The organism is Pseudoduganella flava (genome assembly GCF_007830495.1).
Taxonomy (GTDB): Bacteria; Pseudomonadota; Gammaproteobacteria; order Burkholderiales; family Burkholderiaceae_D; genus Rugamonas; species Rugamonas flava.
This window is the reverse complement of sequence record NZ_VLKW01000009.1, coordinates 183,157-207,415: the sequence shown is the minus strand read 5'-3', so window position 1 is coordinate 207,415 and position 24,259 is coordinate 183,157. Positions and strand designations below refer to the sequence as shown.

25 protein-coding genes are annotated in these 24,259 nt (G+C 66.7%); 17 read left to right on the top strand and 8 right to left on the bottom strand.

The annotated features are described in order from the left end of the window. Nucleotides 1-35: 35 nt before the first annotated feature. Together IP92_RS21870 and IP92_RS21865 are read left to right on the top strand one after the other, a co-directional pair. Nucleotides 36-356, top strand: a complete 321-nt coding sequence (locus tag IP92_RS21870) for a BON domain-containing protein (RefSeq protein WP_158206826.1) — start codon at nucleotides 36-38, stop codon at nucleotides 354-356. A 17-nt stretch (nucleotides 357-373) separates the two neighbouring features. Continuing rightward, on the top strand, nucleotides 374-595 hold the full coding sequence (locus tag IP92_RS21865) for a YMGG-like glycine zipper-containing protein (protein WP_371860957.1): 222 nt from the start codon (nucleotides 374-376) through the stop codon (nucleotides 593-595). A 204-nt stretch (nucleotides 596-799) separates the two neighbouring features. On the opposite strand, the gene IP92_RS21860 is transcribed toward IP92_RS21865, so the two are convergent. Beyond that, nucleotides 800-1,546 (bottom strand): Crp/Fnr family transcriptional regulator, encoded by a 747-nt coding sequence (locus tag IP92_RS21860; RefSeq protein ID WP_145879104.1) that lies wholly within the window; start codon nucleotides 1,544-1,546, stop codon nucleotides 800-802. Between the two features lie 155 nt (nucleotides 1,547-1,701). Here IP92_RS21860 and IP92_RS21855 point away from each other — a divergent pair, with 155 nt between their 5' ends. The 5 genes from IP92_RS21855 to IP92_RS21835 all read left to right on the top strand — a co-directional run bounded on the left by IP92_RS21855 (nucleotide 1,702) and on the right by IP92_RS21835 (nucleotide 4,442). Next, entirely contained in the window at nucleotides 1,702-2,478 is a 777-nt protein-coding gene (locus IP92_RS21855; protein ID WP_229418910.1) for an outer membrane lipoprotein, read from the top strand. 149 nt (nucleotides 2,479-2,627) lie between these two features. Next, nucleotides 2,628-2,831, top strand: a complete 204-nt coding sequence (locus IP92_RS21850; protein ID WP_145879101.1) for a hypothetical protein — start codon at nucleotides 2,628-2,630, stop codon at nucleotides 2,829-2,831. Nucleotides 2,832-2,945: 114 nt separating this feature from the next. Further along, a complete protein-coding gene (locus IP92_RS21845) occupies nucleotides 2,946-3,092 on the top strand; it encodes a lmo0937 family membrane protein (RefSeq protein WP_145879099.1) in 147 nt (48 codons plus the stop codon). 97 nt (nucleotides 3,093-3,189) lie between these two features. Then, on the top strand, nucleotides 3,190-3,882 hold the full coding sequence (locus IP92_RS21840; RefSeq protein ID WP_145879312.1) for a YiaD family glycine zipper/OmpA-like lipoprotein: 693 nt from the start codon (nucleotides 3,190-3,192) through the stop codon (nucleotides 3,880-3,882). Nucleotides 3,883-3,896: 14 nt separating this feature from the next. Further along, entirely contained in the window at nucleotides 3,897-4,442 is a 546-nt protein-coding gene (locus IP92_RS21835; RefSeq protein ID WP_229418909.1) for a DUF3617 domain-containing protein, read from the top strand. A 71-nt stretch (nucleotides 4,443-4,513) separates the two neighbouring features. Here the strand turns inward: IP92_RS21835 and IP92_RS21830 are convergent, their stop codons facing one another. After that, nucleotides 4,514-5,596: a porin gene (locus IP92_RS21830; RefSeq protein WP_145879097.1), complete on the bottom strand. Its 1,083-nt coding sequence runs from the start codon at nucleotides 5,594-5,596 to the stop codon at nucleotides 4,514-4,516. Between the two features lie 321 nt (nucleotides 5,597-5,917). On the opposite strand from IP92_RS21830, the gene IP92_RS21825 reads away from it, so the two are divergent. Both IP92_RS21825 and cls read left to right on the top strand, forming a co-directional pair. Continuing rightward, the gene (locus IP92_RS21825) at nucleotides 5,918-7,954 is read left to right on the top strand and encodes a site-specific recombinase (RefSeq protein ID WP_145879095.1); all 2,037 of its coding nucleotides are present in this window, start codon (nucleotides 5,918-5,920) and stop codon (nucleotides 7,952-7,954) included. Continuing rightward, nucleotides 7,951-9,339, top strand: a complete 1,389-nt coding sequence (gene cls / locus IP92_RS21820) for a cardiolipin synthase (protein ID WP_145879092.1) — start codon at nucleotides 7,951-7,953, stop codon at nucleotides 9,337-9,339. Before IP92_RS21825 ends, cls begins: the two co-directional genes overlap by 4 nt. A gap of 123 nt (nucleotides 9,340-9,462) precedes the next feature. Here the strand turns inward: cls and IP92_RS21815 are convergent, their stop codons facing one another. Genes IP92_RS21815 through IP92_RS21805 form a run of 3 tightly spaced genes read right to left on the bottom strand, consistent with a single transcriptional unit; the run spans nucleotide 9,463 to nucleotide 11,983 of the window. After that, the gene (locus IP92_RS21815; protein WP_145879090.1) at nucleotides 9,463-10,341 is read right to left on the bottom strand and encodes a metallophosphoesterase family protein; all 879 of its coding nucleotides are present in this window, start codon (nucleotides 10,339-10,341) and stop codon (nucleotides 9,463-9,465) included. A gap of 26 nt (nucleotides 10,342-10,367) precedes the next feature. Beyond that, a complete protein-coding gene (locus IP92_RS21810) occupies nucleotides 10,368-11,270 on the bottom strand; it encodes a diacylglycerol/lipid kinase family protein (protein ID WP_229418908.1) in 903 nt (300 codons plus the stop codon). Beyond that, nucleotides 11,267-11,983 carry a phosphatase PAP2 family protein gene (locus IP92_RS21805; RefSeq protein WP_145879088.1) on the bottom strand — a complete coding sequence of 239 codons (717 nt, stop codon included), beginning with the start codon at nucleotides 11,981-11,983 and terminating at the stop codon, nucleotides 11,267-11,269. The genes IP92_RS21810 and IP92_RS21805 overlap by 4 nt, the downstream gene beginning before the upstream one ends. Before the next feature lie 312 nt (nucleotides 11,984-12,295). On the opposite strand from IP92_RS21805, the gene IP92_RS21800 reads away from it, so the two are divergent. Next, on the top strand, nucleotides 12,296-12,532 hold the full coding sequence (locus IP92_RS21800) for a hypothetical protein (protein ID WP_145879086.1): 237 nt from the start codon (nucleotides 12,296-12,298) through the stop codon (nucleotides 12,530-12,532). A gap of 234 nt (nucleotides 12,533-12,766) precedes the next feature. Here IP92_RS21800 and IP92_RS21795 read toward each other — a convergent pair whose 3' ends face one another. Further along, nucleotides 12,767-13,705, bottom strand: coding sequence for a hypothetical protein (locus IP92_RS21795; RefSeq protein ID WP_145879084.1), 939 nt, complete (start codon nucleotides 13,703-13,705; stop codon nucleotides 12,767-12,769). Nucleotides 13,706-13,944: 239 nt separating this feature from the next. After that, complete coding sequence (locus tag IP92_RS21790) at nucleotides 13,945-14,559, bottom strand: hypothetical protein (RefSeq protein ID WP_145879082.1); 615 nt, start codon at nucleotides 14,557-14,559, stop codon at nucleotides 13,945-13,947. A gap of 116 nt (nucleotides 14,560-14,675) precedes the next feature. Here IP92_RS21790 and IP92_RS21785 point away from each other — a divergent pair, with 116 nt between their 5' ends. The 5 genes from IP92_RS21785 to IP92_RS21765 all read left to right on the top strand — a co-directional run bounded on the left by IP92_RS21785 (nucleotide 14,676) and on the right by IP92_RS21765 (nucleotide 19,143). Beyond that, entirely contained in the window at nucleotides 14,676-16,034 is a 1,359-nt protein-coding gene (locus IP92_RS21785; RefSeq protein WP_145879080.1) for an MgtC/SapB family protein, read from the top strand. Nucleotides 16,035-16,210: 176 nt separating this feature from the next. Then, on the top strand, nucleotides 16,211-16,747 hold the full coding sequence (locus IP92_RS21780; RefSeq protein WP_145879077.1) for a PEP-CTERM sorting domain-containing protein: 537 nt from the start codon (nucleotides 16,211-16,213) through the stop codon (nucleotides 16,745-16,747). A gap of 53 nt (nucleotides 16,748-16,800) precedes the next feature. Next, complete coding sequence (locus IP92_RS21775) at nucleotides 16,801-18,108, top strand: bifunctional transcriptional activator/DNA repair enzyme AdaA (RefSeq protein WP_145879075.1); 1,308 nt, start codon at nucleotides 16,801-16,803, stop codon at nucleotides 18,106-18,108. Continuing rightward, nucleotides 18,105-18,887, top strand: a complete 783-nt coding sequence (locus IP92_RS21770) for an isocitrate lyase/PEP mutase family protein (protein WP_145879073.1) — start codon at nucleotides 18,105-18,107, stop codon at nucleotides 18,885-18,887. The genes IP92_RS21775 and IP92_RS21770 overlap by 4 nt, the downstream gene beginning before the upstream one ends. A gap of 61 nt (nucleotides 18,888-18,948) precedes the next feature. Beyond that, nucleotides 18,949-19,143, top strand: coding sequence for a hypothetical protein (locus tag IP92_RS21765; protein ID WP_145879071.1), 195 nt, complete (start codon nucleotides 18,949-18,951; stop codon nucleotides 19,141-19,143). A gap of 18 nt (nucleotides 19,144-19,161) precedes the next feature. On the opposite strand, the gene IP92_RS21760 is transcribed toward IP92_RS21765, so the two are convergent. Beyond that, the gene (locus IP92_RS21760) at nucleotides 19,162-21,015 is read right to left on the bottom strand and encodes a methanol/ethanol family PQQ-dependent dehydrogenase (protein WP_145879069.1); all 1,854 of its coding nucleotides are present in this window, start codon (nucleotides 21,013-21,015) and stop codon (nucleotides 19,162-19,164) included. A gap of 299 nt (nucleotides 21,016-21,314) precedes the next feature. Here IP92_RS21760 and IP92_RS21755 point away from each other — a divergent pair, with 299 nt between their 5' ends. After that, entirely contained in the window at nucleotides 21,315-23,297 is a 1,983-nt protein-coding gene (locus tag IP92_RS21755) for a sigma-54-dependent Fis family transcriptional regulator (protein WP_145879067.1), read from the top strand. Nucleotides 23,298-23,308: 11 nt separating this feature from the next. Continuing rightward, nucleotides 23,309-24,259 (top strand): beta-propeller fold lactonase family protein, encoded by a 951-nt coding sequence (locus IP92_RS21750; RefSeq protein WP_145879065.1) that lies wholly within the window; start codon nucleotides 23,309-23,311, stop codon nucleotides 24,257-24,259.

Below are 24,259 nucleotides of genomic sequence, written 5' to 3'. Positions count from 1 at the left end.
GCGTAACCGCACCTTTTCTGACAAAGGAGCGTGCCATGAGCAACCTGACTTCTCCGACCACCGTCTTGTCCGGCATGGTGCTGGCGATGCTGGTGGCCTGCGCATCCACCGATGTGACGACGCCGACCAGCGTCGAGCTGTCGGACTCGACGCTGACGACGAATGTGCGCAGCGGCCTGGCCAACCAGCCCGGCCTGAACCCGGCCGATATCATGGTGGAAGCGTATGACGGCGAAGTGCGCCTGTCCGGCTTTGCCGCCAGCCAGGAGGAGGCGGACAAGGCCGTCGCCGCCGCACGCAGCATCGCCGGCGTGAAGGTCGTGCGCAACGACCTCAAGGTCAAGGACGCTCCGTAACCTTCAAGGAGAGCATCATGAACGTCAAGCAAATCGCAATGCGCGTCACGATCGTTGGCGCAGTGCTGGGCCTGTCCGCCTGCTCCAGCATGTCCACCCAGGATCGCAACACGGCGATCGGCGCGGGTGTCGGCGCAGTGGCCGGCTCCGCACTGTCCGGCGGCTCGGCCCTGGGCACCGTCGGCGGCGCGGCAGTGGGCGGCGTCATCGGCAACCAGGTCAGCAAGCCGACCCGCTGATCGGGTTTTACGCCAACAAAAAACGGAGCCGCGGCTCCGTTTTTTGTTGGGCGGTGTTTGTGTGAGATGCCGTTCAGTTAAGGCAAACCCAAGACCCAAACCCAGGGGTCAGACCCGGCGGGTCTGACCCCAGCCTTTGCCGTTGGGGTGAAAGCATACGTCTTCAGCGCCTTGCTAACTTAACGGCATTAGTGTCTGACACCGTCAAATGAACACGGTCCCCATCCCGATCGCGCCGTTCTCCTTCACCAGCTCATAGCAGCGGCACGACACGGCTTCCAGGCCGGACGAGTCGAGGATCTCGATATTGCCGCGGCTGTACGTGATCAGCTTCTGGTGCTGCAGCGCGCTGGCGGCCTTCGTCACGCCGACGCGGCGCACTCCCAGCGCATGCGCGAGGAACTCGTGCGTCAGATGGAATTTTTCCGATTGCAGGCGGTCGCGCGTGATCAGCAGCGAGCGGGCGAGACGGGCTTCGAGCACGTGGAAGCGGCTGCAGACGGCGATCTGGATCGCCTGCGCCAGCAAGGTGTCCGTGTAGCGGTGCAGCAAGTGCTGCAGCGATTCCATCCGCGCGAACTCGGCACGAAAATCCTCCGCGCTCATGCGCAGGGCGCGGCCGGCGCGCTGCACGACGGCGCGCACCTGCGCCTGCCGATGGCCGAGTGCGACGGAGGCACCGATCATGCCTTCGCGGCCGACGGAGCCCACTTCGAGCGTCATGCGGCCTTCGGCCACAGCCAGCAGCGAGACGAGTGCGTCGACCGGGAAGTAGATGGAAGTGATCGCCTGGCCCGGCTCGAACAGCACGTCGCCCACTTCCGCTTCGACCGTCTCGCACAGGGCCTCGATCTGCGCGAGGTCGTCTTCCGGCAGGCTGGCGAGCAAACGGTTGCTGGCCAGAGGCGGCGGTACGGAATTGCTGTGCGCGGTGTCAAGGTTCAGAGTCATGTTCAGCCTGATTGGTTTGGCATGTGCACATTTGGTTACAAGGCTAACGATTCCTTCCCGGGGTGTATGTACGGTGACGCACGGAACGACTGCCGGTGCGGCAGGACAATCGTCACATCAGGCCAAGAGGCCGCCATACATTACAAGGACACGTCATGAACCATCCGAGCACTCCTCCCACCAGGCACAACGTGCCGGCCGTCTTCATCATTGCCGCCGTCGTGCTGATCCTGTTCTGCGGCGTCGGCATCGCTGCCCTGATGGGCTGGCTGCCCTCCTCCGCGCAAAGCGGCCGTCCCGAACAGCTGGTGCGCCCGTCGGCCGACCAGCTGGCGACGGCCCCTTACACCGCACCGACGGCGGCGACCCAATCGAGCCAGTACGCGGCCGGCGCGGGCACGATCAACGGCCAGAGCGTCACATCGGGCGCGTCGGTGGGCGGCAGTACCGGCAGCTCCGGCGTGCTGGCCGCGCCCGTGGTACCGCCGGCCGAAGAGCCCCGCGTCGCGTCGCGCGGCCGCGACGAGACGCTCAAGCGCGAACGCGAAGAAGAGCGCGCGCACTACAAGGAAACCGTCCGCAAGCAGGCGGCGGCCCCGGTCTGCAAGAGCTGCGGCATCGTTGAATCCGTCAACGAAGTCAAAACCCGTGCGCAAGGCAGCGGCATGGGCGCGGCGGGTGGCGCCGTCGTCGGCGGCTTGCTGGGCCGGCAGGTCGGCGACGGCCGCGGCCGCGACCTCGCCACGATCGCCGGTGCGATCGGCGGCGCCGTCGTCGGCAACCAGGTCGAAGGCAATATGAAGGCAACCAAGCGCTACGACGTCACGGTGCGCATGCACGACGGCGAGCTGCGCACATTCCATACCGACTCGCCCGTCTGGCGGGGCGGCGACCAGGTGAAGGTCGTCAATGGCCAGTTGCAATCACGTTGAAACCGTTGTTGTTCCGTCACAGCCCCGCCACCCGCGCGGGGCTTTTTTTCGCTCTGTGTGCCATCGAACAGAGCATCCTGTCCAGCCAACCCGACAATGGATTCACGACAACGAAGACAACGCCCCCGCCGGGGCAAACGGGAGGACACATGAACAGGATGCTGTGGGGCTGGATCATTGCTGCCGGGCTGCTGCTGGCACGACTGGGATATGCGGAACTGGAATCGGCCGACGGCGGTTCGCCCGAGCTGACCGTGCTGGTGCTGCTGACGGGTGGGCTGGTGGTCGGCCTGTTCGGCATCACCGGTCTGTTGGGCATGCTGGGCTGGGTGCCGCGGCCCGGACAAAAATAAATGTCTTGCCAAGATTGTACGTCACCGTACAGAAGCGCAGTATCAGGGGTCGCATACTGCAAGCATGACGGCGCGAGCCGGACATACATAAACCCGAGATGAGAGGACACGATCATGCTTTATACCATTGCTGTAGTACTTATTATTCTTTGGCTGCTGGGTCTGGTGACCTCCTACACCATCGGCGGCTTCATCCACATCCTGCTGGTCGTGGCGATCATCATGATCCTGCTCCGTCTGATCAGTGGACGGGGCGTTTAGTTAGACTAACCCCCGGAGCGGCGCTGCACGCCCGTGCAGCGCCGCTTTCTTTTGTGTGTGCGACTACAATGAACGACAAGGAGGAACAACGATGAACATGCTGAACGACGCAATCCGCACGGCACTGGCCAAGGGTGTGGCCGGCACGCTGGCCGTCGCGATGACATTGGGCGCCACCGGCTGCGCCGACATGAACGCCGAGCAGCGCGGCACGGCGACGGGCGCGGGGGTCGGTGCCGGCATCGGCGCGATCCTCGGTGCCGCGACGGGTGGCGGCGGTGGCGGCCGCACGGCCGGCGGTGCCGTGCTCGGTGCGGCGGCCGGCGCCGTCGTCGGCAACATCTGGTCGAAGCGGATGGAGAACCAGAAGCAGGCGATGGAACAGGCCACGCGCGGCACCGGCGTGCAGGTGTCGCAGACGGCGGACAACCGCCTGAAGATGGAGATCCCCAGCGACATCTCGTTCGACACGAACCGGGCCGACATCAAGGACAACTTCCGCCCGATCCTGGACCGCTTCGCGACCACGCTGAACGAGAACCCGTCCGCCACCGTGACGATCATCGGTCACACGGACAGCACGGGCAACGATGCGATCAACCAGCCGCTGTCCGTCGAGCGCGCCTCGCATACGCGCGACTACCTCGCTTCGCGCGGCGTGTCGCCGACCCGTGTCGTCGTCGAAGGCAAGGGTGCGCGCGAACCGATCGCGTCGAACGACGACAATGCGGGCCGCGCCCGCAACCGCCGCGTCGAGATCTACGTCGCCGAACCTGCACCACGCACCTGATCCAAGGAGCCATCATGAGCACGCCACGCCTGCCCGCCCTCCTCGTTGCCGCCGCGCTGCTGCCGGCGGCCGCCCATGCCGCATCGCTGAAACCGGGGTTATGGGAAATGACCAGCAAGGTCGCCGCGGCGAATCCGGAGACGATGCAGGCGCTGGCGATGGCGCAGCAGCAGATGGCGAACATGCCGCCCGAGCAGCGCCGTGCACTCGACCAGATGCTGGCCCAGCATGGCGTGAAGATGAACCTGGCCGAGGGCGGCGGCGTGAAGGTGAACTTCTGCATGACGAAGGAGCAGGCGGAAAACCCGCGCCTGCCGTCCGGCCAGCCCGGCCAGTGCACGACGAACCAGACTCCCGTACCAGGCGGCTTGAACGTGAGCTTCAAGTGCAGCAAGCCGCAATCGTCCGGCACCGGCCAGGTGATCTTCGACGGCGACCAGGGCTACTCGATGCGGATGAACGTGGACAGCGCGGCCCAGGGCCAGACGCAGCACATGACGGTGGAAAGCACCGGGCGCTGGCTCGCTGCAGACTGCGGCGATACCCCGCCGATCCGTTGAACGCCGCATTCCCGCCCGGGGATGCGTTCGTCAGCACCGCCGCGCCTTTCCCGCGCGCGGCGACGTGAACATCAGAATGCGTGGCGCAGGCCGAGGTTGAATGCGCTGCGTCCCTTGCCCTGCTCGCTGAAATTGCCCACCGTGTAGGGGGCGCCGTTGTGGTCCTTGATCTTCGCGTACGCGGCATAGAATGCCGTGCGCTTGGACATCGCATACGTCATGCCGACGGCCAGCTGGTCCGCATCCATGTTCGCCAGCGTGCGGTCGTCCTTGCGGATGTACGACACCATGTACGTTGCCGCGCCGCTGGAGAACGACACGCCGGCCAGCGCATCGTTAGTGCGTGTCGATGGCGATGCCAGCACGAGCGCGCCATACGGATTGTCCTGGTCCCACGGCGAGCTGCCGACGCCCCGGTTCACCGCATACGCGGCATACACGGTGGCGGACTTCGACAGGTGCAGATTGGCCGCGACGAGCGAATTGCGCGACGACAGGTCGACGGGTGCCGTCGAGCCCTGCCCCTGCAGGAAGTTGTTCTTGCGCTGGTACGCGGCGCGCAGCGAGACGGGCCCGCCTTCGTAGCCGATCATTGCACCGTAGGCGCGGTTGCGCGACGTGCTGAATGCCGATTCGCCGAAGCTGTAGATGGCACTCGCCACGAAGCCGCGCAGCACACTGGAGCGGTACTTGATCGCGTTGTCGGAGCGCTTGGCGCCGTTGCCCATCAGGTTTGTCGCCGTGCCGGCCATGCCGCCATGGAACGGGTCGGCCACTTCGACCAGCGTTTCATAGCCGACGTCGTACTGGCGGCCCACAGTGAACGAGCCCCAACGGTTGGCCAGGCCCACGTAAGCCTGGCTGCCGAACAGCCGGCCGTTCTGGTCGGACTGGCCGGTATCGTTGCGCACGCCCGCTTCGAGCGTGAAGATGGCCCGCGTGTTGTTGCCGATGTCTTCGCGGCCGGAAAAGCCGAGAACGGAACCGGTGGACACGCCGGGCGAAATCTTGGTGCTGGTACAAGCACCATTGCGGCAGTCGTGTTCGGACACGGCCCCTGCATCCAGCACGCCATACACCTGGATCGACGAGGATTCCTGCGCCAGCGCTGCCAGGGGGCCGAGGCACGCCAGTGCGATCAACTGGGTCTTCATGATAGGTCTCTAGGTCAAGTCTGACAACCGATCGGCTCGGTCCCGCCACCTTTCGTGCTTTTCCTAAAGCTGGTGCAAGCTTACTGCCGCCCCTGCATCAAACTCTGTGCGGAGACTCACAAAAAATAGGACTATCGTGCATTCACCATATACCTCATCGGCCGGATCGGCTACCTGAAAATGCAGAGCTGTTGACCGGCTGGCACGGAAACGCGTCGTTCCCGCCACATGACCGAAAGGCATCCACGACTGTCGGTTCGCTGCCGTACAGAGCTGTTACGGTTGAGCGGTACAATGTGACCTTTGCTCACGAAGTACCGCATGCTCGCCATCCTCGACAGCATCGATGAACGCACGACGGGCACTGCCGCGCTGGTCGCCCTCGTCGATCAGCTGCGGCCCCGCCGCCGCGGCAATCACATCCGTGCCGCCGCCAACGTCCGCACCCTCACGCAACTCCTGAAAGGCAATGCCGGGCACGCCGGCCAGCTGCGCGCCTATGTGCTGCGCCTGCTGCGCGGCCGCCGCCACGCCAGCCTGTACAGCGAGGTCGGCGTGCTGTCCAACGACGGCTTCTTTACCGAACTGAAACGCCGCGTCGCCTACCGGCTGCTGCCGCCCGCGCTGGGCGACGAATACCTGGCCGACCTGCTCGACGAAGTACTGTACAAGCGCAGCGACTGGTGCTGGATCAGCGCCGTGCCGGCGGCCGACTGGCTGGACCTGTTCGACACGCTGTTCACCCGCCGCGACCGGATCATCATGCTGCCGGGGATGCTCGAAGCGATCCGCACGCTGTCCTACCGCGTCGCGGCGATCGGGCTGGAACCGAAGCTGACGAACTTCCATACCGAGATGGAGGAATTCGCGTCGCCGTTCCTCGTGCAGAACCGCGAGGTCGTCCACTACCTCGATGGTTACGAAAAGATGCTGGGCGGCGCCGACGTGGAACTGGACGATGCGAAGCACCTGCTGGTGATGCTCGACCAGTGCGACGCGGTGGTCGCCAAGATCCGCCGCAAGGCGCTCGTGCAGGGCACGACGATCGCGTTGACGTACCTGCTCGTGACGCTGACGCAGAGCATCGACCGGATGCGCAAGCTGCTGTTCCTCGTCGACGTGTCCGGCGAACTGCCGCCTCCGCCGACAGTGGACCTGGAAGCGGTGAGGGCCGCCGCGATGCCGCACCGCGCGCCCACCGAGCGGCAGGTGCAGCGCCGCGCGGCCACACTGGCCATGGCGCTCGAGCTGATCGAAGCGCACAACAACAAGTACACGGTGCGCGACCTGTTCCGCGACAACATCCACCTGCTGGCCCGTAACGTGACGGAGAACGCCAGCCGCACGGGCGAGCACTACATCGCCGAGAACCGGGGCGAGCTGCTGGGCATGTTCCTGTCCGCCGCCGGCGCCGGCGTGGTCGTCGGCTTCATGGCGCTGTTCAAGATCCTGCTTGGCACGTTACGCGCCGCGCCGCTCGTCGAGGCTTTCCTGTTCTCGATGAATTACTCGCTGGGCTTCGTGTTCATCCACCTGCTGCACTTCACGGTGGCGACGAAACAGCCGGCGATGACGGCGTCGCGCATCGCCGCCAGCCTGCAAAGCCGGGACGGCCGCCACATCGACCTGGACAGCCTGGCCGAGTTGATCAACAAGGTATTTCGCACCCAGGTCACGGCCGTGCTGGGCAATATCGCGACGGCGCTGCCGACCGCGTGGCTGATCGCCTGGTGCTGGCGCCAGTTCAGCGGGCATCACCTCGTCACGCCGGAGAAGGCGATGCACCTGCTGCACGACATCGATCCGATTCACACGCCGGCGCTGTTCTACGCGGCGATCGCGGGCGTGTGCCTGTTCCTGGCCGGCCTGATTTCCGGCTACTACGACAACCAGGCGCTGTACACGCGCTGGGGCCGCCGCATCTCGCAGCTGCGCGGGCTGGCGGCGCTGATCGGCCAGGACCGTACGGACCGCCTGGGCCGCTACCTGGAGCACAACCTGGGCAGCATCATGGGCAACTTCTACTTCGGCATCATGCTCGGCATGGCCAGCGCGCTGGGCCTGCTGCTGGGGCTGCCCATCGACATCCGCCACGTTACCTTCTCATCCGCCAACTTTGCGACAGCCCTGGTCGGCTTGGATCACAATGTGAGCTGGCAACTGGTTGTGACGTCCGTTATCGGATTCCTCGCGATCGGCACCGTCAACCTGCTGGTCAGTTTCGGCCTGGCCCTGTGGGTGGCGTTGCGCGCGCGGCGCATTCCGTTCGAACACGGCTTCCTGTTGCTGCGCGCGCTGGGCAACCGCCTGCGGCGTGCGCCGGTCGACTTTTTCATCGGGACGAAGGAGAGCAAATGAAACGTTGGAGACCACGGCACTGGCTGGCCGTCATCCTGGCGGGGTGGAGCCTGGTCGCGTGCGCATCGCTGCCCACCGTCGACCCGGACAAGACGAAGGCCGAAGCGGGCAAGGTGCCCGTCGTCAAATCCGTGGCGGGTGCGCTGTCGCCGGACCGCACCAAGGCGCTGCTGGCCAAGCGCTGGAGCAAGAACACGCTGGACCTGAAGCAGCAGGCCGCGCTGGAGGAAGCGGCGACGGGCGTGCCGCTGATCGCCGGCAACCAGGTCAAGCTGCTGTTCGACGGCCCCGTGACGATGGCCGAGATGATGAAGGCCATCTCCGGCGCGAAGAACAACATCAACTTCGAGACGTACATCTTCGACCAGGACGAGCTGGGCGAGAAATTCGCCGACCTGTTGATCGAGAAGCAGAAGGCCGGCGTCGTCGTCAACGTGATCTACGACAGCGTGGGCACGCTGACGGTGCCGCAGGAGTTCTTCGACAGGATGCGCGCGGCCGGCATCCACCTGGTCCCCTACAACCCCGTCAACCCGGCCAAGGTGCGCGGCAACGGCTGGAAGGTGAACAACCGCGACCACCGAAAGATGCTGATCGTCGACGGCAAGATCGGCTTCACGGGCGGCATCAACATCAGCGACACCTACTCGAAGAGCTCGCCGTTCCGCTCGAAGTCGCGCGCCCGCAGCGAGAAGGACGTCGGCTGGCGCGACACCCACGTGCGCATCGAAGGCCCCGCCGTGCAGGCGATGCAGTGGCTGTTCATCGGCCACTGGACAGGCCAGGACGCGGACGACCTCCGCGAAGCGGAATACTTCCCGACGCCGACGATCGCCGGCGACAAGGTCGTGCGCATCCTCGGCAGCGAGCCGGGCGGCCGCTACGAGATCTACAAGGCGATGCTGCTGGCGATCCAGGAAGCAAAGAAATCGATCCACATCACATGCGCCTACTTCGTGCCGGACGACCAGACGCTGCAGGCGCTGATCGACGCGGCGAAACGGGGCGTGGACGTGCAGCTGGTGCTGCCCAGCGTGTCCGACAGCGGCATGGTGTTCCACGCCGGCCGCGCGCTGTACGACAAACTGCTCGACGGCGGCGTCAAGATCCACGAGCTGAAGCTGGCGGTGCTGCACGCGAAGACGATGGTCATCGACGGCGTGTGGTCGACGGTGGGCTCGGCCAACATCGACCGCCGCAGCTTCATGCACAACGCCGAGGTCAACGTGATCGTGCTGGGCGACGCGTTCGGCAAGGAAATGGACAACGCGTTCCGCGAAGACTTGCGCAACTCGAAGGAAGTCACGCTGCGCGACTGGCGCGGCCGGCCGCTGCTGATGCGAATGAAGGAATGGGCGTCGCAGTTCTGGGATTACTGGCTGTAGTTACTCCTGAGCCCGTGTCCAGTCACCCCATCGCTGGGGTCAGACCCCCCACAGGACACAAGCTCGTCAATATGACTGCCGTGGCCGTGTCCTGTCGGGGTCTGACCCCAGCAGGACACGGGCTCAGCCGCTGACGGTCTGCGGCGCCACCGTCTCGCTGCTTGTGATCGCTTCCGGCATGTCCGGCGTCGTGCCGAGCGGTTGCCAGCTGTTGCCGGCGCGGCGGAATACTTCGATCGTCACCACTTCGAACGCTCCGGTCTCTTCCTTCCAGCCATAGCGCTCCACCTGGATCTCTTCCTGGTCGATGCGCAGCACGTTGAACGAATTCGTTTCTCCCCTGCCCCGCGTCGACGTGGCCGTGCCGGCCTGGACGACCAGTGCCGCGTAGCCGGCGATCTTGTAGCGCCGCGCGCTGTTGCCCGAATGGCTCGCGTGCAGGTGGCCCGCCAGCAGCAGGTCGACGCCGCAACGGGCGAACGCTTCCATCGCCATCGGCGCGCGGTCGACCAGGTCGTCCTCGTCGAACTGTTCCGGCAGGTCGAACGGGTGGTGCGTGACGACGATGCGGGTCAGGCGCTGGTCCACCTTCGCCATCCGTTCCTGCAGGCGCGCCACCTGGTCGCGGTTCACGCGGCCGTCCTTGATCGTCAGCGAGCGCGCCGTGTTCAGGCCCATCACCGCGATCTCGTCGTCCACGTATTCCGGCGCCAGGTTCGGCGTGATGTAGCGGCGGTACTTCGTCAGCGGCGTCAGGAAGCGCGCGGCCACGTTGTACAGCGGGATGTCGTGATTGCCCGGCACGACGATCTGCGGCTGCGGCAACGTGTCGAGCCACGCGCGCGCGGCCTGGAACTGGGCACTGCGGGCGCGCTGCGTCAGGTCGCCGGATACGACGACGACGTGCGGCTGCACCGCCTCGACCGTCGCGCGCAGCGGGGCGAGCAGGCGGTCGTCGACGCGGCCGAAGTGGATGTCGGACAGGTGAACGAGGGTACGCATGATTCCTCCTTGAGAGGCGCTGACAATCAGCGCTCCTGACGTGGCACGATGACCGTCAGCGCACCGGGACGCGAACGGTAGGTCAATGGGGGCGCCAGCAGCGTCACCTCGCCGTCGGTGGCGACGCGCAGCAGCTTGCGCCGGCTGTGGATCGTCAGGTCCTCGGCCACCAGCACGTCGAAGTCGGGGACCCGCTCCAGCCGCCCCAGCAGGGCATGGCAGGCCAGCCGCACCAGACCAAGCCGCGTCGGCCGCTGCGCCACGTACAGGCTCAGGCATCCGCCATCGAGCCGTTCGCGCACGCCGATGTTCAGGCCCTGCATCGTGTACGCATTATTGCCGATGAAGACGAATGGCGTGCGCCGCGCATGCTCGTCGCCGTGCACGTGCAGCCGCAGGCTCAGGAAAGGATAGCGCCGCAACGCCGACAGGCTCGCCCAGAAGAATGCCGGCCATTTGCCGCGTCCGCGCAGGCGCTGCTGCCGCACGCGTTCGCGCACGATGTCCGGATACAGGCCGAGGCTGGAATTGTTCAGGAAGATGCGGCCGTTCACCTCGCCCACGTCGACGGCCTGCCGCCGGCCGTGGGCGATCGTGGCAACCGCGTCTTCCAGCGTCAGCGGGATGTTCAGGTCCTTGGCGAAGTGATTCAGCGTGCCGAGCGGCAGCACGCCCAGCGCGGTGGACGTATCGACCAGCACCGCGGCAATGGCGTTCTGCGTGCCGTCCCCGCCGCCCGCGACAACGATGCCGATACCCCGCCCGACAGCGTCGCGCGCAGCCTGCACCGCCTCCTCGCCCGTATGGGCCAGCGTCACCTCGGCGGCCAGTCCCGCTTGCGCGAACTTGTCGCGCAGCGCCGCGGCCCACGCGGCATCGTAGCCCGTACCGGCCCCCGCATTGATGACGACGACGGCGTCGGCCATCATTGGTCCCGCCGCGCCGCCCGGCGGCGTCGCAACGTCGATACGGCGGTGATGCAGATCGCCAGCCAGCCCGCGCTCTCGGCCATCGCGGCCAGCACGTCGGACACGTAATGGGCGCCCAGGTACACGCGGCTGAAAGCGACCAGCAGCACCATCGCGCAAGCGGCCACCACCGCCAGGCAGCGGCGCCGCCAGCTGGGCGACGTCGTCACGACATAGCTGGCGAGCAGCCCATAGAACAAGGTCGCGGCGGCGGTATGCCCGCTGGGGAAGCTGTAGGTGGCGAGCGTCAGCAAGGGCTCGTCGAACGCGGGCCGCGGCCGCTCGTAGGTGTACTTCAACAGCACGTTCAGCAGCATGCCGCCGGGAACCGAAACGGCCACCGACAACACCCAGTAAGGCGCGCCCTTGCGCCAGAACCACAGCGCCAGCAAGGCGGCCGCGATGCTCATCGCGGGGATGCCGTGCAGGTGCGTGATGCCGAACATGATCGTCGTCAACGGCTCGAACGCATGGGTGTTGAACCACTGCGCCACGTGGCCGTCGAAGCGCGCGATGTCGTCCTGTTCGCCGACCGCCTCGGCGATCTCGCGAAACACGGCGACGGCGGTGACGAGCAAGGCGACGCCGGCGGTCAGGTGCAGCCCCAGCTCGCCGCCGGGGCTCAGGCGCGCCTCGATGAAGCGGATGAGTTTTCCGTAGGCGATCCGGCTCATGGGTTTTGCGGAAATACAACGGTTGGCAAAAATACCTGCGTTTTCATACAGCCCTGTGTTTATGTACAGTAGTTTGTGATATGCTTCTCATCAGTGAGCAGTAACCTGGCACCGGCGGCAGCGGGAACACGAGTTCAAGGACGAGTTTCAAAACGAATTCGAAAGCACGAATTCGAAAGCACGAGTTCCTAAGCACGACGTCCGAAGCACCGGGTCTTGCCAAACCTTACGAAACCAGTACGTAACAATATGCATCGCTCTCCCTCGGCTCCCCAGCCGGCCGTGCGCGGTGTTTTTTACAAAGGAATTGTCATGGCAACCATCAATACCGGCATCGGTTCCCGCTTTGAGTCCCGCTTCGGCCTCGAATACGCCCCCATGTCCTTTCTGGTCCGCTTCGGCAAACGTGAGATGCTGGTCTGCCGCGATTTTCGCAAGCGCTTCTATGCGGTGAACCCGATCATCGAATGCGATACCGGCGTGCAGCCGGGCCATATCGAGATCCTGCTGTTCGGCCGCTGGCTGTTGATCTTGTCGAAAGCACACTGATTCTTCTGTGCAGTATCGCACGGTGGCCTGCAGGTGATCACACCGCGGCCATGACGGCGGCGCTGCACGCGCGATCACGGCGGACGTGACCTGCACCAAACAGCGACGCAATGGCGGCGGTCCCCCTCTTCACCCATCGCCTGGACACGTTGCAAACCGGTGCGGCCGGCAGGGTATGCCGGCGGTCACGTCCCGGCGTGACTCGGGACCGGGCTTGGCGCCCGAGCGAGGAAATCAGACTTTGACGACGGCGGGTGCCGGCACGGCTGCCGTGGCAGCCGTGGTGGTGGCGGTGCTGGCAGTGCTGGCAGTGCTGGCCGCGGTGGCAGTGGCTACGGTGATGGCGGCAGTGCTGGCGGTAGAGGGAATGGAATGGGGGTGCGGCGCGGCTTCCGTGCCTGCGTTCTCGATGCTATCCCAGTGGCCGCCTTCGCGACTGTCGGCCTTGGCGGCTTTTGCGACGTTCGCGACGTTGGCGGCTTTGGTGACGTAGGCGGCATTTGCAGCATTGGCGACGTTGGCGGCATTTTCAGCACTGACGGCGTTGACGGCGTTGGCGACATTTTCAGCATTGACGGCGTTGACAGCGTTGACGGCGTTGACGGCGTTTTCAGCATCGACGGCGTTTGCGGTGTTTTCTGCCTTGCCGGCGTCGCGCGACGCCTCGCGCTCCCGGTCGTGCATTTGCCGCAGTAATGCCAGCGCCCGTGCGTCGTGCAGTTCCAGCGCGCGCTGTAACGTGGTCGCGGTACCACAGGATTCGTCGACGACGGCCAGGAATTCGCGCTGGGTGCGGTCGAGGATGCGCGAGCGGAAGCCGATGCTGCCGAACAGCGTGCCGACGTCCACGCACAGCTCGCGCAACAACAGCAGCGTTTTCTTCGTCGATTCGATGTCGTTGCGCATGCCGCTGTCGACGTCGATCAATTCGATGCGGGCCTTCTCGTGGCGCGACAGTTCCGTGATCGTGTCGAGCCAGCGGTCGATCTTGTGGCCGATGCGGGCGATGCGCCCCGTCTTCCCTTTCATCATCAGGCAGTAGTGCACGCACAGCAGCCAGATCGGCACCCGGGCAAGGAACGTGGGTAAGCCGGCATGACGCAGCCAGGCCTCGGCACGCTTGAACTTGCGCAGCATGCCGCCGATGCTCGCCAACAGCGGGTCCTGACGCATGGAAGCCTCCCTCGCAATGGCGGCGCAGGCTGCGCCGCACGATAGCTTGCAGTATAGGCAGCCATGCAAGCGCCGCGCGCGAATGGCGACTTGACGCAGCTTAAAAGTTACTGAAAAAAATTCCCCGAATACACGGTTGTAGCAACGCGACACCGCGTGGAGCGGCGGTTCGGCATCGGTACGGGCGCACCGATCCGCTGCCCAGGCGGCAGCGGACAAATTACAACGGACCCCGGCGATCAGCCCTTGCCTGGGCCCTTGTCGGCGCCCTTGCCCACGGTGCGGGCGACGGCATCGGCCAGCTGGTCGCCGTGCGGGCCCTTCGCAGCTTCCTCCATGCTGCCGACGCGGCGGGCCTGGTCGGACTGCTGGTCGAGGCTCACTTCTTCCGCCACGTCATAGCGGCCGTCGGTCTCGCCGCTACGGGGCAGCAAGCCTTCAGAGCGGGAGCCCGCGTCACGCTGGGCATTGCCGGGCGCGGCGGACTGGCCGGCCTGCGACTGCTGGCCACCTTGCCCCGACTGCGATTGCTGGCTCCCCTGCCCGGACTGCGCTTGCTGCCCGCCTTGCTGCAGGTTGCCCATGTGCCGGTCATCCGCGCGGGTGTCCTGGTCGCGCCGCGTCGCGGCCAGGCCGCGCTCCATCGGGTCGGTGCCCAGGCCCGGCCCGCCGACCGATTCGTCCAGCCCGCTGCCCATCGACTTGGCCGCACCGCGCGGCGGCGGCGAGTTGTAGTCGGCGCCATGCGGCACCGGTTCGCCCACGATTTTCTTCACGTCCTCGGGCGGCACCGAATCCGGCAGGTGCGTGTGGATCGTCGGCTGGCCCGGACGCTGTTTGTCGTCGTTCTGCATGATGCCTCCTTGTTATCTGAAATATCATCTTAGCCCAAGGGATTTTTTCGCCGCACAGCATTGCCGCGCCACAAAACGTGTGGGCGGTGCGCGCCGTTCGGCGTTACAGTCGGCTCATGAGTTCGATCCCGACCATTGCCGCCGTCACCGCCACCGCGCAGGTGGTGCCGGACTGGCCGTATCTCGAAATGCTGACGCGCTTCGCGCTGGCGCTGGCGCTCGGCCTGTTGATCGGACTGGAGCGGGAGCGCCGCAAGAAGGAAGCGGGCCTGCGCACGTTCGGTTTCATTGCCGTACTGGGGGCCGTCGGCGCGTCGCTGGGCGACACCTACGCCTATATCGTGCTGTGCCTGACTGGCTTGCTGACGGTCTTCCTGAACCTGCAGGATATGCGCACGCACGAAGGTACGGAGCTGACGACGTCGGCGGCGATGCTCGTCACGTGCATCGCCGGCATCCTGTGCGGCAAGGGGCATACGCTGACGCCTGCCGCGATCATGGTGTCGTCGACGGCCCTGCTGGCATGGAAGGACATCCTGCAAGGCTTCTCGATCGGCCTGACGGAAGGCGAGCTGCGTTCCGCGCTGCTGCTGGCCATTCTGGCGATCGTGATCTACCCGGCGCTGCCGATCGGCAGCATCGGGCCGATGGGCCTGATCCAGCCGCGCGCAGCGTGGGCGACCGTGATCCTGATCGCCGGCATCGGCTTCGTCAACTACGTGCTGTGGAAGGCGTTCGGCACGCGTGGCGTGGCGATCGCCGGCTTCCTCGGCGGCCTCGTCAACAGCAGCGTCACCGTCAACGAGCTGGCGTCGCGGATCGGCGTCCAGGCCGCCGGCGCCGTGGCCGCGGCGGCCTACCGCGGCATCCTGCTGGCGACCGCGGCAATGGTGATGCGCAATGCCGTGATCCTCGCGCTGCTGGCACCGGCCGTCGCGGTCGCGGGCACGGGAGCGTTCGCCGGCATGCTCGCGGCCAGCGCATTCTTCGTATTCGCGCGGCGGCGCGGTCCGGCACTGCAGACTCCGCCGGGCGCCGATCCGCAGGACAACCAGATCATGCTGCCGTTCTCGCTGTGGAGCGCGTTGAAGTACGGCCTGGTCTTCCTGCTGCTGCACATCGTCGGCGTGCTGACGCAGAAGTACTTCGGCAACGCGGGCTTCTATCTGGTCAGCGTCTTGGGCGGCGCGGTATCGAGCGCCAGTGCCGTCGCGGCCGCGGCCAGCCTTGCCGCCGACGGCAAACTCACGCTGGAGGCGGCGGCCACCGGCGCGATCCTCGCGTCGCTGGCCAGCGTCGCGATCAACCTGCCGTTCGTGCTGCGCGTGCCGAACCGCCGCTTCGTCATGTCGATCGCGCTGGCGATGGTCGTCATCGCCGCCTGCGGCCTGGGTGGCCTGTTGCTGGGGGCGCCGCTGGCACAGCTCGTGACCGAACAACTGCCCCAGTTGTCGCAGCTGTACCCTGGCCATTGACGCCCAGCGCCGGCGCACGGACGTGCCGATAGCAGAATGGCACGATTTCCGAGTCGCAACATCAATAAATCCAATTGCACTTTGATACCGAACAAGCCAGCATGTGGGGAGGGCCGTTTGGCCTCGACAGTACTGTTAGCCTGTAGTTCCCCCTCTCTCCCTGACGCGAGGCACACATGCTCAAGACTATAGTTTGCGGGGCCCTGGTGGCCTGCGCACTCCCGGCAGTCGCCGAGACCTGGCACTTCACGTACCAAGGTTTCCACGATTCGACCTCCGGGACGTTCATCGCTGACCGGCAACTGACCGGCGCGTTCACCGGCATCGATGGCGACGGCGACGGCATCGTCGCCCGCTCGGAAATCACTTCCTTCCTGCTGAACGACTATGACTACGTCGCGTGTGAAAGCCAGAGCAACGAGTACTGGAAGTGCGGGCTCGAGCAGTTCACGTTCGGTACCGGCGGCGCGCTCTCGTTCAAGGCCGGCCAGTGGGGCACGGACCCGGAAGGCTGGGTCGGCGGCGGCCATTACTTCATTTCCGGCGACGGCGAATACGAGTACCACTTCCGGCCCGACCACTACGAGGAGTCGTCGTACCGCTGGACCGACCAGACTTCCTTCATGATCTCCTCCGCGCCGGAGCCTGCCACGTGGGCCCTGCTGCTGACCGGCCTGCCGCTCGCCTGGGCGGCGCGACGACGGAAAAAATGACCCTGGCCGTTTTCCGCCAGCGCTAGGCGCCCGTGCCATGCCATCATGGCGGCATGGACTTGAACGACCGCATCAGTTGCTACCGCGCCCTGCAGACGCGCGACACCCGCTTCGACGGGCGCCTGTTTGTCGGCGTCACGTCGACGGGGATCTACTGCCGCCCGATCTGCCCGGCACGTACGGCGCGCATCGAGAACTGCCGCTTCTTCGCCTCGGCGGCCGCCGCGCAGCAGGAAGGCTTCCGGCCATGCCTGCGCTGCCGGCCCGAGTCCGCGCCCGGTGGCGGCGCCTGGCGCGGCAGCTCCGACACGGTGGCCCGCGCGCTGGCGCTGTTCGCCGAGACGGGGCATGACGAGCGCGCCGTCGAAGCCGTCGCCGCGCGGCTGCAAGTCAGCGCGCGCCAGCTGCGCCGGCTGTTCCAGCAACACCTGGGCGCCGCTCCCGTCACGGTGCTGCAGACACGCCGCATCCTCCTTGCCAAGCAGCTGATCCACGAAACGCGCCTGCCGATGACGGACGTGGCGATGGCCGCCGGCTTCGGCAGCGTGCGCCGCTTCAACGAGACGTTCAAGGCGATGTACCGGCGCGCGCCCAGTGCACTGCGCCACGGCGCCGGCAACGCGGCCAGCGGCGAGGAACTGGTGCTGCGCCTGCGCTACCAGCCGCCGTACGACTGGTCGGCGATGCTGTCCGCGTGCGTGCCGCTGCCCGGTGTCGCAGTGACCGGCCAGGGCCAGTACGCCCGCACGCTGCGGATCGGCGCCGTGCCCGGCACGCTGCGCGTCGCGCATGATCCGCACCGCCACGGTCTCACCGTCGGGCTGCGCCTGGCCGACGTACGCGCGATGCCGGAAGCGCTGGAACGCGTCACCCGCGTGTTCGACACGGCGGCCGACATCGCCACGATCAACGCCCACCTGTCCACCGATCCGCTGCTCGCACCGCTGGTCGCGCGGCGGCCCGGCTTGCGCCCACTGGGCAGCTGGGACGGCTTCGAAGCGGCCGTGCTGGCGCTGCTGCCGGCAGCCGGCGTCGCGGCGCTGCTGGACCTGTGCGCCGACCCGCTGCCCGCCACGCTTTGCCTGCCGGGGCTGGAGCGGCTGTTCCCGACGGCAGCCGCCGTCGCGGCGGCGCACCTGGCGACCCTGCCTGTCACGGCTGCACAACACGGCGCCCTGCGCACACTGGCCGAGGCCGCGGCGGCCGACCCGACGTTGTTCGATGCCGTCGCCGACGTGACGTTCGACCACTCGGCTTTCAACCACCCGGCGCTCGCCGAGCGCAGTGCCGGCTGGCAGCCCTGGCTGGCCTATGCGGCGCGCCATCTCGATTCACTCAACCACAACGAGGAGACCTCATGAAAAAGGACGACCTGTTCCAAGCCTTGCACGAAGATGGCCTGCTACTGTTGGCGAATTGCTGGGACGGCGGCAGCGCGCGACTGGCCCAGGCCGCCGGCGCGCAAGCGCTGGCCACCAGCAGCGCAGCGGTGGCGTGGTCGCACGGCCATGCGGATGGCAGCCACCTGCCCGTCGAACTGCTGCTGGCGACGGCACGCGGCATCGGCCGCGTCAGCGACCTGCCGCTGACGGTGGACATTGAGGACGGCTACAGCGACGACCCGGCCCAGGTGGCAGCGCTGGTGCGCGAGCTGATCGGCGTGGGCGTCGTCGGCATCAATATCGAGGATGGCGGCGGGCCCGTCGAACTGCTGTGCCGGAAGATCGCAGCGGTGCGGGCCGCCGCGGCGGGCACGCGGCTGTACATCAACGCGCGTACCGACGTGTACTTGCGCGGCCTCGCCCCGGCCGGCGAACGCGTGTCGGAGACCATCCGCCGCGCCGCGCTGTACCGGGATGCCGGCGCCAGTGGCCTGTTCGTGCCGGGCGTCTCCGACGAAGCGGACATCGGCGCGCTGGCCGGCGCGATCGGCATGCCGCTCAACGTGATGGCGCTGCCGCAGCTGCCCGCGCCGGCGCGGCTGCGTGAACTGGGCGTGCGGCGCCTCAGCGCCGGTTCGGCGACGGGCGAAGCGGCTTACGCGGCGGCCCATGAAGCGATCGTGGCCTTCCTCGGCAGCGGCGCCGTCGCCGCCCGCTCGCTGGGATATGGCGCCATCAACGCGCTGATGGTCGCATAAAGCCGTTGCGGCCCACACGGCGGGGCCAAACCCGGGTAAGCTGTCGCCCGTGGAGGTCATCATGTCCAACGAACGCCGCACCCGTCCCAATGAACCGGTGGCCGAAGCCGTCGATGCCACCGTCGAGCTGCTGCCCAACATCAGCCGCTACCAGGCGGCACTCGTGATGGCGCGCGACGGGGTGCCCGTGCGCGTCATCCGCCGCGTCATCGATCAGCCGCTGCTGCGCCGCAAGCGCCCACGCGACAAGCCGTGAGCGTTTGCGGGCGGACCCTTACTTGTCCTGCGCGGCGGTCCGGTCGCCGGATGGCGCCACCGTATCGGGCAGCGTGAACACCGTCAGCACGCCGCCCAGTTCCGTGTAGTTCGCCAGGTCCTTGTAGCCGCCGGCCGCGCCCAGGCCGTCGGAACTCTTCGTCAGCCCCGCCGCCAGGCCGATGCCGGCCCAGCCGCCGATCCCGGACAGCACGCCGATGTACTGCTTGCCCTTGTACTCCCACGTGTTGATGTTGCCGATGATGCCGGAAGGCGTCTTGAACTTCCAGAGCTCCTTGCCGTTGTGGTCGACGGCCTTCAGGTAGCCTTCCAGCGTGCCGTAGAACACCACGTCGCCAGCGGTCGACAGCGCCCCGCTCCACACCGAGAATTTCTCCGGCTTGGACCAGACGATCTTGCCGGTGCCCGCATCCCACGCGATGAAATTACCGAGCCCGCCGTGGCTGTCCGGCGCGGGATACATCTCCAATGTCGAGCCCACGTAGGGCTGGCCCGCCGTGTACTCGACCTTGAACGGTTCGTAGTCCATGCACACGTGATTCGTCGGCACGTAGAACAGCCCCGTCTTGCGCGAGTACGTGGCCGGCTGCTGGTCTTTTGAACCCAGCGCGGCCGGGCAGATGCCTTTCGAATTGACCTCCTCGCCGTTCTTGTCGGTGCTGTACTTGGCCACCACCTGCGGCCGGCCCGTCTTCATGTCCACGTGCGTGGCCCAGTTGACGGCCGGGTCGAACTTCTCGGCCACCAGCAGCTCGCCGGTGACGCGGTCCATCGTGTAGCCGAAGCCGTTGCGGTCCATGTGCACGAGGGCCTTGCGCTGCTTGCCCTTCACGTTCACGTCCGCGAGGATCATCTCGTTGACGCCGTCGTAGTCCCACTCGTCGTGCGGCGTCATCTGGAAGACCCATTTCGCCACGCCCGTGTCGAGGTCGCGCGCGAAGATCGCCATCGACCACTTGTTGTCGCCGGGGCGCTGGCGCGGGTTCCACGTGCTCGGGTTGCCGGTGCCGTAGTACACCAGGTTCAGTTGCGGATCGTAGCTGTACCAGCCCCACGTCGTGCCGCCGCCGATCTTCCACTGGTCGCCTTTCCACGTCTTCAGCGACGAATCCTTGCCCACTGGCGCCATCTTCCCGTTCGTCCACGTCATCGTCTTGCCGGGGTCGATCAGCATCTCCTTGTCCGGCCCCGTGCTGTGCGCCTGCCAGATCAGCTTGCCCGTGTTGATGTCATACGCGGTGATGCGGCCGCGCACGCCGAACTCGCCGCCGGAGACGCCCGTCAGCACCTTGTCCTTGAACACGTGCGGCGTGTTGGTCGTCGTCTCGCCCTTCTTCGGGTCGCCCGTCTTGACCTTCCAGATCTCCTTGCCCGTCTTCGCATCGAGCGCGACGAGCGTCGTGTCGGCCTGCTGCAGGAAGATCTTGCCGTTGGCGTAGGCGACGCCGCGGTTGACGACGTCGCAGCACATCACGGGGATCACGGCCGGGTCCTGCTTCGGTTCGTACTTCCACTTGATGCGCTGGTCTTCCAGCGCGATCGCATAGACCTTGTTCGGGAACGGGCTGTGCACGTACAGCGTGTCGTCGATGACGAGCGGGCCGCCCTCGTGGCCGCGCAGCACGCCCGTCGAGAACGTCCACGCCACCTGCAGCTGGCCGGCATTGCCGCTGTTGATCTGTTTCAGCTCGCTGTAGCGCTGGTTGGCCAGGTCGCCGGCCTGCATGGCCCAGTTCTTCGGATCCTTGGTCAGCTTCTCCACGTCGGAATCGGCGCATGCGGCGCCATGCACGGCGGCCAGCACAACGCATGGCCACAGGCGGGAAAGGGAAATACGGTGCGGCAGGAACATGGGTGTCTCCTTGTTGTATAGCCAGTCTGTGATGGACGAGCACTGCACCGTCACAAGTTGCATGGAGCGTGCCAGCGAGCGCATGGGCTGCGTGGTCCACCCGATGTTCAACTTCGGCACAGCGCGCAAGCAGCGCTGTGCCGCCGCTGTGTCATTTTCGTGGCTGCGGTGTCGCATGTTTGCCAACTTTTTGTCAGCGCTACCATTTCATTCCGCCGAGGGTCGGTGTATTCTGGACAACACGCGCCGAAGCGCGAGCCAAAACAGCCGCGGCCATCGCCAGCGGCGGAGGAGACAGAATGTCCGATTGCGCTGTTGACCACGGCAGGCGGGTGCGTTCGATCGTCCAGAGCCGGGTCGGTGCCGATACCGCCGGCACCAGCAACCAGATCACCCGCTCGTGGATACGTTGCCTGCACGATTACCAGCTCGACCCCGGCAAGCGTGACGAGCCCGAGGTCGTCGCCGCCGGCGAACTTGCCGAGCGCCGCGCCCGGCTCGCCGGCGTGCAGGCGGTGGCGAAGGTCGAGATGGCCAACCTGTACCAGCAGCTGGCCGGCTCCGGTTATGCGATCGTGCTGACCGATGCCGAAGGCGTGCTGCTCGATTACTTCGGCGATCCCGGCTTTACCCACGCCGCGTCGCACTCCGGGCTGATGCCGGGCGCCGTGTGGAGCGAGCGCGCCCAGGGCACCAACGGCATGGGCACGTGCCTCGTCGAGCGCCGTCCCGTCACGGTGCACCAGGACGAACACTACCTGGCGCGCCACATCGGCCTGTCGTGCGCGGGCGCGCCGATCTTCGACCACGAGGGCGAGATCGTCGCCGCGCTCGATGCCTCCGGCGAATCGCGGCTCGCGCAGCAGCACACGCTGGCGCTCGTGACGATGTCCGTGCAGATGATCGAGAACCGCGTCTTCCTCGACCGCTTCCGCCACGACTACATCCTGCGCTTCCACAACCGGCCCGAGTTCATCGGCACGCTCAGCGAAGGCGCGCTGGCGCTGGACCCGACAGGCAAGGTGCTGGCCGCGACGCGCTGCGCGCTGTTCCAGCTGGGGTTGGCCAAGCCCGCGGAAGTGGTTGGGCGCGACATCAGCGAACTGTTCAACAGCTCCTTCCCCGGCCTCGTGGACAGCACGGTGAAGAAGGCGTTCCACGCCGTGCCGATCTTCGGCATCCGCACCGGCGCGCGCTTCTTTGGCGTGATGCTGCCGCCCGTGCGCGCCGTGATGCCGCACCAGCCGCTGCGCGACGCCATCGCGCCGACGGCGGCGCCGCTGGAGCGCCTGCATTTCGGCGACGCGGCAATGGCCCGCAACGTGCGCACCGCCAGCCGCGTGCTGGAGCGGAACGTGGCCATCATGCTGCTGGGCGAAACGGGTACCGGCAAGGAAGTGTTCGCGCAGGCGCTGCACCAGTCGGGCAGCCGCGCCGGCAAGCCGTTCGTGGCCATCAACTGCGCGGCCATCCCGGAGACGCTGATCGAGAGCGAATTGTTCGGCTACCGCGCCGGCGCGTTCACGGGTGCCAGCAAGGACGGCCAGCACGGCAAGCTGTACCAGGCGAACGGCGGCACGCTGTTCCTCGACGAGATCGGCGACATGCCGTACGCATTGCAGGCCCGCCTGTTGCGCGTGCTGGAAGAACGCACCATCGTGCCGCTGGGCGGGGGCACGCCGGTGCCGCTGGACATCCACGTCACCAGCGCCACCCACTGCGACCTGCAGCAGAAGATCGCCGAAGGCACGTTCCGCGAAGACCTGTTCTACCGCCTGCAAGGCATCACGTTGCGGCTGCCGCCGCTGCGCGAACGCAGCGACCTGCGCGCGCTCGTCGCCCACATCGTTGCCGAGGAAAGCGACGAAGACGCCGTGATCACGCTGGACGACACGCTGCTGGCGGCATTGGAGCGGCAGCGCTGGCCCGGCAACCTGCGCCAGTTGCGGCACCTGCTGCGCGCGATGATCGCGCTGCGCGAAGCGGACCACCTGACGGTGCACGACCTGCCGCCGGAATACCGCACCGGCATCGTCGTGCCCGAGCTGGAAGACGATGCCGACGACGACGTAGCGCCGGCAGCCGCCGATACCGCATTGAACCCGCTGAACCCACTGAATCCTCTGGAGAGCGCCGAACGCGATGCGCTGCTGCGCGAGCTGCAGCGCCACAGCTGGAACATCTCGACGGTCGCGCGCCAGCTGGGCATGAGCCGCAACACGCTGTACCGCAAGGTGGAGCGCCTGCACATCCGCAACCCCGGCAAACCGCTGCCGTGCTGACGAAGGAAACCATGACATCGCGTCCCCTGCTCCGCGCCCTCCTCGCCGTCCTGTTCTGTGCTGCCCCCGCGCTGCACGCCGCGCCATTTGCCTACGTGCCCAATGAAGGTTCCGGCACCGTGTCGATCATCGACACGGCGACCGACACGGTGGTGGCCGAAGTCCCGGCCGGCAGCAAGCCGCGCGGGCTGGCCGTCACGCCCGATGCGCGTTGGCTGTACGTCAGCGACCAGCCGAACAACCGGCTGCAGCTCGTCAACCTGGAGCGCCGTGCGCCGGAAGGCACGGTGGCGCTGGGCGAGTCCCCAGAGGGCGTGGCGATCTCGCCGGACGGCCGCTGGGTTGCCGCCGCCGTCGAGGAAAAGAACGAGATCGTCATCACCGACACGAGCACGCGCCAGCGTGCGTTCGCGATTGCCGTGCATGGCCAGAACCCCGAGCACGCCGTGTTCAGCCCGGACGGCCGCTGGCTGTACGTCAGCGCCGAAAACGGCGGCGCGGTCGACATTCTCGACGTCGAACAGCGCAAGCAGGTGGCGCAGATCGCCGTCGGCGCGCGGCCGCGCGGTATCGGCTTCCTGCCGGACGGCAGCCGCGCCTACGTGGCGGCGGAAAATGCCAATGAGGTGTTCGTCATCGACACCGCGCGCCGCGCCATCTCGGCACGCATCCTGGCCGGGCTGCGCGCCAACGGCATCGCCGTGCATCCGGACGGCAGCCGCGTCTATGTGTCGAACGGCGGCGCGGCCAGCGTCTCCGTCATCGACACGAAGACGAACCAGGTCGTGGCCACCGTCGGCGTCGGCCAGCGGCCGTGGAACATGGCGCTGACACCGGATGGCGCGAAGCTGTACGTGGCGAACGGCCGCTCCGGCACCGTGTCCGTGATCGACACGCTGCGCAACGAGAAGCTGCGCGACATCGCCGTCGGCAAGCTGCCGTGGGGTGTCGTGGTGCGCTGA